The sequence below is a fragment of the Chromobacterium sp. ASV23 genome, assembly GCF_016428945.1.
Lineage (GTDB): Bacteria > Pseudomonadota > Gammaproteobacteria > Burkholderiales > Chromobacteriaceae > Chromobacterium > Chromobacterium sinusclupearum.
The window spans coordinates 1-14,079 of sequence record NZ_JAELTR010000077.1; the positions used below are offsets into that span (position 1 = coordinate 1).

10 protein-coding genes and 1 pseudogene are annotated in these 14,079 nt (G+C 62.8%); 6 read left to right on the forward strand and 5 right to left on the reverse strand.

The window, feature by feature from the left end:
* From JHD59_RS20060 to JHD59_RS20070, 3 genes and pseudogenes are all read right to left on the reverse strand, one after another.
* Positions 1-202 (reverse strand): annotated as a pseudogene (locus tag JHD59_RS20060) (glutathione synthase); the annotation flags it as partial.
* Between the two features lie 19 nt (positions 203-221).
* Positions 222-1,508, reverse strand: coding sequence for a glutamate--cysteine ligase (gene gshA / locus JHD59_RS20065; RefSeq protein ID WP_103321712.1), 1,287 nt, complete (start codon positions 1,506-1,508; stop codon positions 222-224).
* A 117-nt stretch (positions 1,509-1,625) separates the two neighbouring features.
* Positions 1,626-2,570: a carbohydrate kinase family protein gene (locus JHD59_RS20070; RefSeq protein WP_103321713.1), complete on the reverse strand. Its 945-nt coding sequence runs from the start codon at positions 2,568-2,570 to the stop codon at positions 1,626-1,628.
* Between the two features lie 120 nt (positions 2,571-2,690).
* On the opposite strand from JHD59_RS20070, the gene JHD59_RS20075 reads away from it, so the two are divergent.
* Both JHD59_RS20075 and JHD59_RS20080 read left to right on the forward strand, forming a co-directional pair.
* On the forward strand, positions 2,691-3,170 hold the full coding sequence (locus tag JHD59_RS20075) for a TlpA disulfide reductase family protein (protein WP_043623956.1): 480 nt from the start codon (positions 2,691-2,693) through the stop codon (positions 3,168-3,170).
* Between the two features lie 203 nt (positions 3,171-3,373).
* Entirely contained in the window at positions 3,374-4,144 is a 771-nt protein-coding gene (locus tag JHD59_RS20080) for a hypothetical protein (protein WP_199155534.1), read from the forward strand.
* A 98-nt stretch (positions 4,145-4,242) separates the two neighbouring features.
* On the opposite strand, the gene JHD59_RS20085 is transcribed toward JHD59_RS20080, so the two are convergent.
* Together JHD59_RS20085 and secA are read right to left on the reverse strand one after the other, a co-directional pair.
* Positions 4,243-4,782, reverse strand: a complete 540-nt coding sequence (locus JHD59_RS20085; RefSeq protein ID WP_199155535.1) for a DUF2087 domain-containing protein — start codon at positions 4,780-4,782, stop codon at positions 4,243-4,245.
* A gap of 259 nt (positions 4,783-5,041) precedes the next feature.
* Entirely contained in the window at positions 5,042-7,753 is a 2,712-nt protein-coding gene (secA, locus tag JHD59_RS20090) for a preprotein translocase subunit SecA (RefSeq protein ID WP_199155536.1), read from the reverse strand.
* A 258-nt stretch (positions 7,754-8,011) separates the two neighbouring features.
* Here secA and JHD59_RS20095 point away from each other — a divergent pair, with 258 nt between their 5' ends.
* The 4 genes from JHD59_RS20095 (at position 8,012) to JHD59_RS20110 (ending at position 14,015) form a co-directional block, all read left to right on the forward strand.
* Positions 8,012-10,063: an alkaline phosphatase gene (locus tag JHD59_RS20095; RefSeq protein WP_199155537.1), complete on the forward strand. Its 2,052-nt coding sequence runs from the start codon at positions 8,012-8,014 to the stop codon at positions 10,061-10,063.
* A gap of 345 nt (positions 10,064-10,408) precedes the next feature.
* Positions 10,409-12,148 carry an ABC transporter permease subunit gene (locus JHD59_RS20100; RefSeq protein WP_103321718.1) on the forward strand — a complete coding sequence of 580 codons (1,740 nt, stop codon included), beginning with the start codon at positions 10,409-10,411 and terminating at the stop codon, positions 12,146-12,148.
* 10 nt (positions 12,149-12,158) lie between these two features.
* A complete protein-coding gene (locus tag JHD59_RS20105) occupies positions 12,159-13,472 on the forward strand; it encodes an AAA-associated domain-containing protein (RefSeq protein WP_103321719.1) in 1,314 nt (437 codons plus the stop codon).
* 114 nt (positions 13,473-13,586) lie between these two features.
* Positions 13,587-14,015 (forward strand): DUF721 domain-containing protein, encoded by a 429-nt coding sequence (locus JHD59_RS20110; RefSeq protein WP_199155538.1) that lies wholly within the window; start codon positions 13,587-13,589, stop codon positions 14,013-14,015.
* The last annotated feature ends 64 nt before the right edge of the window (positions 14,016-14,079 follow it).

Below are 14,079 nucleotides of genomic sequence, written 5' to 3' on the forward strand. Positions count from 1 at the left end.
GCTTGTACCAGTGCGGACGCTCGTCGGTGACGGTCAGGTCCACCGCATCCACCAGGATGCGGCCGCCCTCCACCGACAGCTGGTGAGCCTCGGCAAAGCTGACGGCGTGGCCGCGGCGATGCGCCTCCTCCATCATGGCGAAGGTGGTGTCCTTGTAGATCTTGAAGTGTTCCAGCGGGTCGGCAATGAACAGGATGCGCATCGCGTTTCTCCTGCGAAGGTTATTCGGCGTCCGGGTCGGTGGCTTCCAGTTCCAGCGAGGCGGCCAGCAGCGCCAGCCGCGAGATCACGCCGTAAGCGTAGAAGCGGTTCGGGGCGCAGTCCGGCAGGCCCTTGCGGTCCGGCAGGCAGGCGGTTTCGAACGACAGCGGCACAAAGTGCATGCCCGGCGCGTTGAGGTTTTCGTCTATGCCGCGGCCGGTATGCACGCGGTAGAAACCGCCGATGACGAAGCGGTCCATCATGTAGACCACCGGCTCTGCCACGGCCTCGTTGACCGTTTCGAAAGTGTACACGCCTTCCTGCACGATCACCTCGGAGACTTCCAGGCCTTCCTTCACCACCGACATCTTGTTGCGCGCCTTGCGGTTGAGGCCGATCACCTCGTCCGGGCTCTTCACGCTCATCACGCCCATGCCGTAGGTGCCGGCATCGGCCTTGACGATGACGAAGGGGTCGTTGTCGATACCGTATTCGCGGTATTTGACGCGAATCTTCTCCAGCATCTGCGACACCGTCTCGGCCAGTTGCTCCTCGCCGGTGCGGGCGTGGAAATCCAGGCCGCCGCAGCTGGCGAAGTAGGGATTGATGGTCCACGGGTCGATGGAGATCAGCTTGGCGAACTCATTGCAGACCTTGTCGTAGGCTTCGAAATGATGCGTCTTGCGGCGTACCGCCCAGCCGGCGTGCAAGGGCGGCAGCAGCGTTTGTTCCAGATTCTTCAGGATGTCGGGAATGCCACCGGACAGGTCGTTGTTCAGCAGCACCACGCAGGGGTTGAAGCCATCGGCCAGCACCAGGCGGTTGCCGCGGCGCTCCAGCGGCTCCAACGTCAGCTTGTCGCCATTGGCCGTGGCCAGTTCAGTCGGCTCGGTGATTTCCGGATTCAGCGAACCCAGGCGGACCTTGAGGCCGGCCTGCTCGAAGATGTGCACCAGGGTGGCGACATTCTGCAGGTAGAAGGTGTTGCGCGTATGGTTTTCCGGAATCAGCAGGATGCTGCGCGCTTCCGGACACACCTTGTCCACCGCGCTCTGCGCCGCCTGCACCGCCAGCGGCAGGAATTCCGGATTCAGATTGTTGTGGCCGCCCGGGAACAGGTTCATGTCCACCGGCGCCAGCTTGAAGCCGCTGTTGCGCAGGTCCACCGAACCGTAGAACGGCGTGGCGTGGGCATGCCATTGGCTGCGGAACCAGTGCTCGATCTGCGGCTGGGCGGCCAGGATGCGGCTTTCCAGCTCGTACAAGGGAGCGGTGAGGGCGGTGGCCAGGTGCGGAACGGGTGGCATGATCTTCCCTTGGGCGTGTTTTAATCCACCTATGGTGGGGGTGGCGGCGCGCTTATTCAAGTGCGGCAAAACAAAAGGCACCGCGCGAGCGGTGCCTTGCAGATCAAGCGGCGGCGCTTACAGCGGCCATTCCTCGCCGTAGGCCTGCAGATAGATATCCTTCAGCGAGTCCCAGTCGAAGTAGTGGTTCTGGCAACCGTGCGTGGTGACCTTGATCGCGCCGATCACATTGGCCAGGCGTCCGGTGACCTTCCAGTCCACGCCGCGGCTGATGCCCCACAGCAAGCCGGCGCGGAAGGCGTCGCCGCAACCCATCGGGTCCACCGGCTTGATCGGCATCTGTACGCGCGGAATCAGGTGCACCGTGTCATCGACATAGATTTCCGCGCCCTTGGAGCCGCGGGTGACGATCAACGCCTTCACCTTCTTGCGCAGGTCGTCCACGGTCAGGCCGGCGCGTTCGCGCATCAGCTCGCTCTCGTAGTCGTTGATCGCCACATAGCTGGCCAGATCGACGATCTCGTGGATCTCGTCGCGCGACAGCAGCGGCAGCTCCTGGCCCGGATCGAAGATGAACGGAATGCCCGCAGCCGCCAGCTCCCGCGAGTGCTGGATGAAGGCGGTGTAGCCGCCCGGCGATAGAATCGCCAGCTCGATCGGGTCCGCGATATCCGACACGTGGTTCTCGGTGGCAAAATCCATCGCGCCCGGATGGAAGGCCATCAGCTGGTTGCCGTCCTTGTCGGCAATGCCGAAGCATTGCGGGGTATACTGCTTGCGGATCAGGCGGATGAAGCGATCGTCCACGCCCACGCGTTTCAGGTGCTGACGGTACGGCTCGAAGTCCTCGCCGACCACGCCCATCACAATGGGCTTCTCGCCCAGCAAGCACAAGCTGTAGGCGATATTGCCGGCCATGCCGCCGAATTCGCGGCGCATCGTCGGAGCGAGGAAGGTGGTCGAGATCTTGTGCAGCTGATCCGGCAGGATCTGGCTGTCAAATCGGCCATGGAACGAGAACAGGGTATCGTATGCGAGCGCCCCGCAGACGAGGATAGACATGCCCACTCCGCAAAGTAATCAATCGAACATTTTAACATAAAGTTTATTTTTCGATCATCCCCGGATGCACGCAAGTTGCGGAAATCCAAGACAATTCCAATGACATCACAGGAAAAGCCGATGAACTCCAAACGCCTGTTCGCCTCCCTGCTCTTGGCCGCGCTGCCGCTGGCCGCCCAAGCCGCCCCCACGCTGGAGCAAAGCCGCTTCGCCGACCTCGACGCCAAGCCGGTGGCCATGTCCGCCTACAAGGGCAAGGTGACGGTGCTGAACTTCTGGGCCACCTGGTGCGGCCCGTGCCGCGAGGAAATGCCAATGCTGAACGGCCTGCGCAAGAAACTGGCGCCGAAGGGCGTGGAAGTGGTGGGCGTGGCGCTGGACAACAAGGAGCAAGTGGCGCCCTTCGTCAAACAGCTGAAGATCGGCTACCCCATCCTGCTGGGCAACGACGATACGCTGGACCTGATGCGCAGCCTGGGCAACAAGACCGGCGGCCTGCCGTACACGCTGGTGCTGGATCGCAGCGGCAAAGTGGCCGCCACGCTGACCGGCAAGCTGGACGAGAAAAAGCTGGAAGCGGCGGTCAAGCCGTATCTGTAAAGCAAAGGCGATTCGTCATCCCGCGCGCCGGATTCGAATGGCAGCCAATCCGCATCGCCATGTTGCATAAACAACATATTGAATCTAACGATATGTGATTTTCAGCAATTTTATTTCAAAAAGTTGACATGAAATTCTCACCAAAACAATAAATAGCATACGATCTCTTTCTAAGATTGATTCATCATGAGAAGGAGTGTCGTATGAGTATTGAGAGAAGAGATTTCTGTCGCTTTGGCTTCGGCGCGATGCTAGCGCCTATGGCGGGCTCCCTGTTGACCGCGTGCGGCGATGCCGGAGCGCAAGGACCGGCGGATCAAACCGAGAACCTGATGCTGCAACGGCTAAGCCAAGAGCTGGGCGGCGACAACGCGACGGCGCAAGCCCTGCACGCCATGATTCTGGATGCCTGCTACGCCTGGACGCCGCCCAGTTGCCCCAGCAACACCGTCAACAGCATTGTTGCGCTGGCATTCGGCAACCGGGTCAGCGCCGCCGGCGAAACCACGCCTGGCCCGATCAATGAATTACTGGCGCAATCCGTACAGCAACTCCGCGCCCGCGCCCCTTACGCGCCGGTTTACGCGCAGTGGGAAATCGCGCGCTACCTCCAGCAAAAATACGGCATGGGTCAAGTCGTCTCCATCGAGCCGGAGATTGACGAGAACGGACAGGTCATCTACCTAAGCACGGAAGGCGTGATAAAGAAAGCGATAGAGTTTGCAGGCGGAGATCCCGGCAAGATGGGAACAGTTGGGGTCATCGGCCACCGTGACCACATCAAGCGCTGCGTCAAGCTTGCGCGGGACCTCAAGCTGAACGCGTTCATGCCCGCCGATGTCGAGTTGCCGGTGGCTTACGACTCGCAATCGGGCCAAAAATGGACGCGACGGCGCGATCTTTACCTGGGACAAGACATGAGCGTGCAAATGTACATGCTGTCGCAAAACGCCATCGCTCAAGCCTACCCTTAAAACCCATTCAGCGCCGCTAGCCCGAGCTGATTCTGCACTGCGAGCCTGGGCTGCGGCGCTTACAACACTTCGATTTCAAAGCATGCTGTTTGCCGCCCTCATCCGCCAGGACAAAGGGCGCGGCGCAGACTCACCTGCTCCTCCAACTCCACCATTTCCGCCGGCAACTCAGGCGCCAGCAGCCAATATCGCCGGCAATCGGCGGTGCGGCCCATCCAGCCGCCCTCCACCAGCTCGCGCCGGATCAAGACATGGTCGCCGAAGGTTTCCAGCGCCCGGATGGCCAGGTTGACCGCCGGCTCATCCCATTCCTCGCCTCGCGGCAAGTCGGACCATAAGGCCCACAGGCAGGCGCGCTGCTCGCTGAATTTCTTCGGCCAGCGGATCAAGCGGCCCAGTTCGTCGAAATGGCGCAACAAGCGCTGAGTCGGCGAGGACGCGGCGACCGGTTCGGCGGCGAGCGGGCGATCGTGCTCGGCGCGCAGGTGCTGGAAGTTCTGGAAACCAGCGGCGCGCGCCAGCATATTGAGGATTTGCAGATGGCCGGGCGGCTCGGTCTGATCGGCCCATTGCTGTTTCAGGGAGCGGGCCAGCGACGAGATATCGCTGCTGTAAAACGGATAGAGCGTGCGAGACATGGTTCGAATCCTGTCTGCGTGCCAAAGTCGGGAAAGACTGCCGCGGTCGCCGTTACGGCCTGGCACGAGGTTCGAGCCAAGCAGAGATTCATGCAAGCCAAGGACAGGTTTAGCGTGGCGAAATCGCCGGCGACGCCTGGGTGAACTGTTGACCCGCCGCCATGCTAACACCATGGCGAGGCCGCCGCCAAGCGCCTCGCGGGCCAAAATGAAAAAGCCGACGCGAACGTCGGCTTTTTCCGGGGCAACAATCAGCGCATCAGGCCAGCTTGCCGTGGCACTGCTTGTACTTCATGCCGCTCCCGCACGGGCAGGGATCGTTGCGGTTGATGCGCAGGCCTTGAGCGGCCAGCGCGTCCGGCGACAGCGGATTGTCCTCGTCGTCGCCCAGCGCGGAGCCCGGATCGGCATGCTGCAGCTCGAACTCCGGCAGCTCGTGCGGCTCCACCGCGTCTATATCGTCCTGGCCGCGGATCTGCACCGTCATCAGCACCTGCACCACGCTGCGCTTGATGCGCTCCAGCATGTCGGCGAACAGCTCGAAGGCCTCGCGCTTGTATTCCTGCTTGGGGTTCTTCTGGGCGTAGCCGCGCAGATGGATGCCCTGACGCAGGTGGTCCATGGCGGCGAGGTGCTCGCGCCAGTGGTTGTCCAGCATCTGCAGCACCAGGCTGCGCTCGAACTGGCGCATCACGCTCTCGCCGGCCAGCTCCACCTTGGCCTGGTAGGCGGCGGCGGCCAGCTCGATGATGCGCTCGCGGATCTGCTCGATGTCGAGATTCGGTTCGGCCTTCATCCACTCCGCCACCGGCGCGTGCAGCAGGAAGTCCGACGCCAGGGTCTTCTCCAGGCCGGCCAGATCCCACTGCTCTTCCATGGTTTCCGGCGGCATGTGCAGGTCGACCAGGTCGGAGATCACGCCTTCGCGCATGTTCACCACCACGTCGGACACATCGTCTTCCACCAGGATTTCGCTGCGTTGCTGGTAGATCACCTTGCGCTGGTCGTTGGCGACGTCGTCGTATTCCAGCAATTGCTTGCGGATGTCGAAGTTGCGGCCTTCCACCTTGCGCTGGGCGTTTTCGATGGAGCGGGTCACCCACGGATGCTCGATCGCCTCGCCTTCCGGCATCTTCAGGCGGTCCATGATGGCGGCCACGCGGTCGGAAGCGAAAATGCGCAGCAGCGGGTCTTCCAGGCACAGGTAGAAACGGGAAGAACCCGGGTCGCCCTGGCGGCCGGAACGGCCGCGCAGCTGGTTGTCGATGCGGCGGGACTCGTGGCGCTCGGTGCCGACGATATGCAGGCCGCCGGCTTCCAGCACCGCGGCGTGGCGTTGCTTCCACTCGGCGCGGATCGCTTCCACCTTGGCGTTTTTCTCGTCGTCGGACAGGCTGTCGTCGGCGCGCACGGCCTTGATTTCCGGCTCGGGGTTGCCGCCCAGCACGATGTCGGTGCCGCGGCCGGCCATATTGGTGGCCACCGTGATCATGCCGGGACGGCCGGCCTGCACCACGATGTCGGCCTCGCGGGCGTGCTCCTTGGCGTTCAACACATTGTGCGGCAGCTTGGCCTCGGTCAACAGATGGGACACCAGCTCGGAGTTTTCGATGCTGGTGGTGCCCACCAGCACCGGCTGGCCGCGCTCGTGGCAATCCTTGATATCGGCCAGGATGGCGTCGTACTTCTCCTTGGCGGAGCGGTAAACCTTGTCCTGGGCATCCTTGCGGATCATCGGCTTGTTGGTCGGGATCACTACGGTTTCCAGGCCGTAAATGCTCTGGAATTCATACGCTTCGGTGTCGGCGGTGCCAGTCATGCCGGACAGCTTGCCGTACAAGCGGAAGTAGTTCTGGAAGGTGATCGAAGCCAGCGTCTGGTTTTCGCGGTTGATCTCCACGCCTTCCTTGGCTTCCACGGCCTGGTGCAGGCCGTCGGACCAGCGGCGGCCGGCCATCAGGCGGCCGGTGAATTCGTCGACGATCACCACTTCGCCATCCTGCACCACGTAGTGCTGGTCCTTGTGGAACAGCGCGTGGGCGCGCAAGGCGGCCATCAGGTGGTGCATCAGCGTGATATTGGTGGCCGAGTACAGGCTGTCGCCTTCCTTCAGCATACCCAGCTGGGTGAGGATTTCCTCGCTGCGCTCATGGCCGGTCTCGGACAACAGCAGGCTGTTGGCCTTCTCGTCCACCCAGTAGTCGCCTTCGCCTTCTTCGGTTTCCTGGCGCTTCAACATCGGCGGCACCGCGTTCATGCGCTGGTACATGTCGATATTGTCTTCGGCCGGGCCGGAGATGATCAGCGGGGTGCGCGCTTCGTCGATCAGGATGGAGTCCACCTCGTCCACCACGGCGTAGGCCAGCTTGCGCTGCACCTTCTCGCCCACGCTGAACACCATATTGTCGCGCAGGTAGTCGAAGCCGAATTCGTTGTTGGTGCCGTAGGTGATGTCGCAGCCGTAGGCCGCCTGCTTGTCGTCATGGGCCATCTGCGACAAGTTCACGCCCACCGACAGGCCCAGGAAGTTGTAGAGCGGCGCCATGATGCCGGCGTCGCGGCTGGCCAGGTAGTCGTTGACGGTCACCACGTGGACGCCGTCGCCGGTCAAGGCATTCAGGTAAACCGGCAGCGTGCCCACCAGGGTCTTGCCTTCGCCTGTGCGCATTTCCGCAATCTTGCCGTGATGCAGCGTCATGCCGCCGATCAGCTGCACGTCGAAGTGGCGCATGCCCAGCACGCGGCGCGAGGCCTCGCGGCAAACGGCGAACGCTTCGGGCAACAGGTCGTCCAGCGTTTCGCCCTTGCTCAGGCGATCGCGGAATTCTTGGGTCTTGGCGGCCAGGGCCTCGTCGGACAGCGCCTGCATCGCCGGCTCCATCGCATTGATGCGGGCCGCGGTTTGGCGATATTGCTTCAGCAGACGATCGTTGCGGCTGCCGAACACCTTCTTGAGTAGCGAAGAAATCATGTAGTCGAATCCAGAAACCAGCGGGCCGGAAAACGTGTCCGCAAAAATGCTGAAAAGTGTAGCACATTCCCAGCCAAGGTTATGGGGGCATCCATGCGCCACATCAAGAGCAGGGTAACAGACAACTGTTGGATTTCGACTACGCTCAGATAGAGCAAACGCTCGATTCAATTGACCGAACCATTCATGCGATTTACATATTCCTTGGCGATAATCCGCCATTTTCATAGCGACAGCATAAATAACCCAGGAGCAGCGATGGATAGGCGGCAATTCCTCAAGTGGGGCAGTTTTCTGACGGTATCGGCAGCCAGCGCCGGGCTAAGCGCCTGCGGCGGCGGGAGCGATGGCAGCGCAAGCGCTGCCGCTGGGCAGAGCCAACTGGCTGCCGGCAAAGCCTTCGGCCTGGGCGTGGCCTCCGGCGATCCGCGGCCGGACAGCATCATTCTGTGGACCCGCGTAGACGGCGGAGACGGCGCCAACTCGCTGGGCGTCACTATTCAGCTTTCCGACAAGCAGGATTTCTCCAACCTGCTGGTCAACCAGGCGCTCAGCGCCGACCCGGCGTGGGACTATACCGTCCGCCACAAGGTCACCGGACTGTCCAGCGCCACCACCTATTACTATCGATTCCTCACCGGCGGCACCAGCAGCACCATTGGCCGCACCAAGACCGCGCCCGCCCCCGGCACAGCCGTTTCGCAGCTGAAATTCGCCTACATCACCTGTCAGGACTGGAGCGTCAACCACTGGGGGGCCTTCGACGAAATCGCCCAGCTGGATCTGGATTTCGTGATGCACGTCGGCGATTACATTTATGAAACCGTCGGCGCAGGCTTCCAGAACGGCAACAACGAAACCCGGCACGCTGCGCTGACGCTGCCCAACGGCACCAAGCGCGCCGATGGCGCCATCTACGCCACCACGCTGGCCGATTACCGCTATCTGTACAAAAGCTACCGCTCCGACCCGCGCATCCAGGCGGTGCACGCCAATTTCCCGGTGATCTCGATCTGGGACGATCACGAGTTTTCCGACGACTGCTGGCAAGACCGTCAGGTCTACTATCCCGGCGACGACAGCGTGCCCAACACCCCGCGCCGCCGCAGCGCCAGCCAGGCATGGTTTGAATACACGCCGGCCGATGTCAGCATCGACTTGTCCAATCCCTCGTTCCAGAACATCCAGATCTACCGCAGCTTCAGCTTCGGCAATCTGGCCACGCTGGTGATGACCGACCAGCGCCTGTACCGCTCCGACCACATCATTCCGGAAACCGCGGTGCCGAATACCGGCCTGGCCAATCTGGGCAGCCGCTACTTTGTGCCGAAATCCGCGCTGGCGCAGGCCGAGGCGGCCAAGATGGCCTCCACCGGCGGCAACCTGCTGAATGTGTCCATCCTGGGAGACACCCAGCGTCAATGGTGGCAACAGCAGATGCAGGGCGCGTCCACTACCTGGAAACTGTGGGGCAATGAGGTATCGCTGCTGCGCATGGGCGTGGACGGCACCATGGCGGTGGCCGGCCTGCTGGCGCAAGGACTGATCGCTGCCCTGGCCAAGCAGGGAATGGACTTCAGCGCGGCGCAACAGCAACTGGCCGGCGCGTTGTATCAGGACCTGCTGGCGGCCGACAAGAGCGGCGCCACGCCGGTGCTGAGCTATGCCCATACCCAGCCGCTGTTGGCCACGCTCAGCGGCAACGCCATCACCGCGGCGGTGTTCAATGCGGCGCTGAAGCCGACGCTAGACGCCAACCTGCCGCCGACCATGCTGCTGGATCAGTACATCCTCAATGCCGACCAGTGGGATGGCTACAATGCCGAGCGCAAGGCGCTGATGGGCTTCCTGAAGAGCAATGGCATCGGCAACGTGGTGGGCATCACCGGCGACATCCATGCCTTCTTCGCCGGCCCAGTGATGGACGATTACGATGCGGCCAGCCCCACCCCCGTGATGGTGGACCTGGTCACCGCCGGCATCTCCAGCAACTCCTTCTTCAGCTACTTCAAGAACGTGGTGGACACCGTGCCGGCTTTCGCCAAGGCCGCGCCGCTGATCTATCAAACGGTCAATGGGCAGACCGTCAACACCTTCAACAACACCCTGAAGCAGTTCAACGGCAACTGGCTCAAATACGTCGATACCGACGCCCAGGGCTACGCCGTGGTCACGCTGACGCAAGCCAAGCTCAGCTGCACCTTCCACAAGATGGCCAAGTTGGTGAACGGGGTGGCGCCCTCGCCTGCCACCGCCAGCACGCAAACGCTGGAAGTCGCATCCGGCACCCCGGCCGTCAACGTGCTGTAAGCCGCCGCCGCGCCTTGTCGGCGTGGCGGCGCGGCCGCTTCACGCACACTTTCAGCTAGTACATTTCGTCACAAAATACCGCCTGTCCAACCGCGTTTTTAACAATGGTTTTATGGCTTCTCTGGTAGCATTCATGCCCTGACCGGAACCTTCTCGGCAATCATCTGGCGCGTTTTCCCGCGATGCCCGCCGCGGCATGGCAGCCGGCCCGCAGCATTCCAACTGGCATCGGCAGTGCTACGGTAAAGTGACGCGTTTCCCGCGTCCGGCGCCCCAGCAAAAAACGGCCCGCTCGCCGCAAGGCCGCGGGCCACCGGAACAATCCTATAAAACCGGAGAGGCCTGATGACCACCGCCGTCCGCCACTTCATGCCCGCCACCGCCCGGCGGCTGATACCCAACCGCTGGGATTTGATCGCGTTTCCGCTGATCCTCGGCTTTTTATTGCTGGCCACTACCGGCATTCGCGCCACCTGGGCGCCGATCACCGCGCTGCAAACCATTCCCATCACGCTGGACCCCGGCCATCTGCCGGAGTACGCGCTGCGCACCACCTTGCGCATGCTGGCGGCGATGGTCGCGGCGCTGGTCTTCACCCTGATCTATGGCACGCTGGCGGCCAAGAGCCGCCGCGCCGGCCTGCTGCTGGTGCCGATTCTGGACATCCTGCAATCGGTGCCGGTGCTGGGCTACATCTCGTTCACGGTGACCTTTTTCATCGCCCTGTTCCCCGGCCGCGTGCTGGGCGCGGAATGCGCGGCCATCTTCGCCATTTTCACCAGCCAGGCCTGGAACATGACTTTCAGCTTCTACCAGTCGCTGCGCACCGTGCCGCGCGATCTGCAGGAAGTGTCCGTCAACCTCCGGCTCAGCGGCTGGCAGAAGTTCTGGAAGCTGGAAGTGCCGTACGCCATGCCGGGCATGATCTGGAACATGATGATGAGCATGTCCGGCGGCTGGTTCTTCGTGGTCGCGTCCGAGGCCATCACCGTCGGCGACAAGACCGTCACCCTGCCGGGCGTCGGCTCGTATCTGGCGCTGGCGATCCAGAACAAGGACCTGGCGGCCGTGGGCTGGGTGATCCTGACCATGTCCATCGTGATCCTGATCTATGACCAGTTCCTGTTCCGTCCGCTGGTGGCCTGGGCCGACAAGTTCCGCCTGGAGGACACCGCCAGCCAGACGGCGCCGGAATCCTGGGTGCTGAACCTGATCCAGCGCACGCGCTCCATCCAGCAGCTGCTCAAGCCCTTCGGCAAGCTGATCCGCCGCATCGCCCACTTGCGCCTGAATTTCAGCCTGCCCAAGGGCATCCATTCGGAAGACCATACGCCGGTGTCGCGCGGCATCGATATGCTGTGGTGGGCGCTGGTCGCCGTGCTCGCCCTCTACAGCGCCAATCTGCTGGTGCATTTCATCGCCAAGGAGGTCGGTTTCTCCGAAGTGCTGCGGGTGTTCGGCCTGGGCCTGATCACCCTGCTGCGCGTGACGCTGCTGATCGTGCTGGCCTCGGTGATCTGGGTGCCGCTGGGCGTGCTGATCGGCCTGCGTCCGGCCCTGGCGGAAAAAGTCCAGCCCTTGGCGCAGTTCCTGGCCGCCTTCCCGGCCAACCTGCTGTTCCCGGTGTTCGTGGTATTCATCGTCCACTTCAAGCTGAACCCGGACATCTGGCTGTCGCCGCTGATCGTGCTGGGCACCCAGTGGTACATCCTGTTCAATGTGATCGCCGGCGCCACGGCCTTTCCCAATGATTTCAAAGAAGCGGCCGTGAACTTCCGCATCCGCGGCTGGCAATGGTGGCGCCAAGTCATGCTGCCCGGCATTTTCCCATACTACGTCACCGGCGCGATCACCGCGTCCGGCGGCGCCTGGAACGCCAGCATCGTGTCCGAATTCGTATCCTGGGGCGACGACAAGGTGGTGGCCCACGGCCTGGGCGCCTACATCGCGCAAACCACCGCCGCCGGCGACTACCCGAAGATCCTGCTCGGCATCGTCGTGATGTCGCTGTTCGTCGTCCTGTTCAACCGTTTGCTGTGGCGCCCGATGTACGCCATTGCCGAAAACAAACTCCGTCTCAACTAAGGGGGCAAGCATGACTCACGAAACCACCACCCTGGGACAAGAAATCTTCTCGCTGAAGAACGTCTGCCGCGGTTTCGCCAAGGGCGCCGATGAAATCCAGGTATTGGACGACGTCAACCTGACGCTGCGCGAAGGCGAGATCGTCGGCTTGCTGGGCCGCTCCGGCTCCGGCAAATCGACGCTGCTGCGCATCATCGCCGGCCTGATCCAGCAAAGCAGCGGCGACGTGAATTACCACGGTAAACCGTTGAAGGGTCCGGCCGAAGGCGTATCCATGGTGTTTCAGACCTTCGCGCTGTTCCCGTGGCTGACCGTGCTGCAAAACGTGGAAGCCGGCCTGGAGGCGCTGGGCGTGGAGCCGAAGGAGCGCCGCAGGCGCGCGCTGGCCGCCATCGACCTGATCGGCCTGGACGGCTTTGAAAACGCCTACCCGCGCGAGCTGTCCGGCGGCATGCGCCAGCGCGTCGGCTTTGCCCGCGCCCTGGTGGTGAACCCGACCCTGCTGCTGATGGACGAACCGTTCTCCGCGCTGGACGTGCTGACGGCGGAAACGCTGCGCACCGACATGCTGGACTTGTGGAGCGAAGGCCAGCTGCCGATCAAGTCGGTGCTGATCGTCACCCACAATATCGAGGAAGCGGTGTTCATGTGCGACCGCATCCTGGTGCTGTCGTCCAATCCCGGCCGCGTGGTGGCCGAGATCAAGGTGCCGTTCCCGCACCGCCGCAACCGGCTGGACCCGGCCTTCCGCAAGATGGTGGACGACATCTACGCGCTGATGACCGCGCGCCGCAGCGCGCACACCATGCACAAGCTGCCGCTGGAAATCGGCAGCCATCTGACCGAGGTGTCGACCAACCTGATGGCCGGCCTGATCGAGGAAGTGGCGCAGGAACCGTACTTCGGCAAGGCCGACATGCCGGAGATCGCGGAAAAGCTGCGCCTGGAAGTGGACGATCTGTTCCCGGTGGCGGAAATCCTGGAGCACCTGGGCTTCGTCGAGCTGAAAGACGGCGACATCCTGCTGACCACCGCCGGCAAGCTGTTCGCCGACTACGGCACCCAGGAACGCAAGGTGCTGTTCGCCGAGCACCTGCTGCGCAATGTGCCGATGGCCGCCCACATCCGCAAGGTGCTGCAGGAACGGCCGGGCCAGCGCGCGCCGCGCCTGCGCTTCGCCCAGGAGCTGGAGGATTCGCTGTCGGACGAATCGGCCGAAGAAACGCTGGACACCGTGATCAGCTGGGGCCGCTACGCGGAAATCTTCTCCTACAACGACCACACCGAAACCTTCAGCCTGGAAGACGTGGAAGGCGGCCAGTAAGCCTTACGGCCAGCCGAACGACGGGCGCCTCAACGGCGCCCGTTTCGTTTGAGCGCAAGCCGACAGCCCGCGCGATGCTACAATACGGCATCAACCGCCCTCCCCGCTCACCTCATGTCCGGACGACCGCTCAAAGACATCACCCGCCAGGACAGCCATCTGTCGCGGCTGACCGCCGCCGCGCAGGAGCTGATGGCGCTGGACCGCGCCTTCAAGAAGCTGATTCCGCCGGCGCTGGCCGAAGCCTGCCGCGCCGTGCGTATCCGCGACGACGAACTGGTGCTGCATGCCGACAACGGCATCGTCGCCGCCCGGCTGCGCATGATGGCGCCCGGCCTGCTGCCGCAACTGGCGGAGCGCGGCTACCCGGCGTCCAAGGTCAAAGTGAAGGTGACGCTGCAACAGGCCCAACCCAAGCGGGCGAAGTGGCTGGCCATCAGCGAAAACGCGCTGGACGGCATGGAACAGGCGGCGGACTGCATCGGCAACCCCGAGGTCAAGCGCGCGCTGGCGCGGCTGATCGCCCATCATCGCCGCAGCTGAGTGGCTTATATAAAACGCCTAAACGCCTTCAGATGTTCATTGAAGCGGAGTAAAGTGTCGGCAC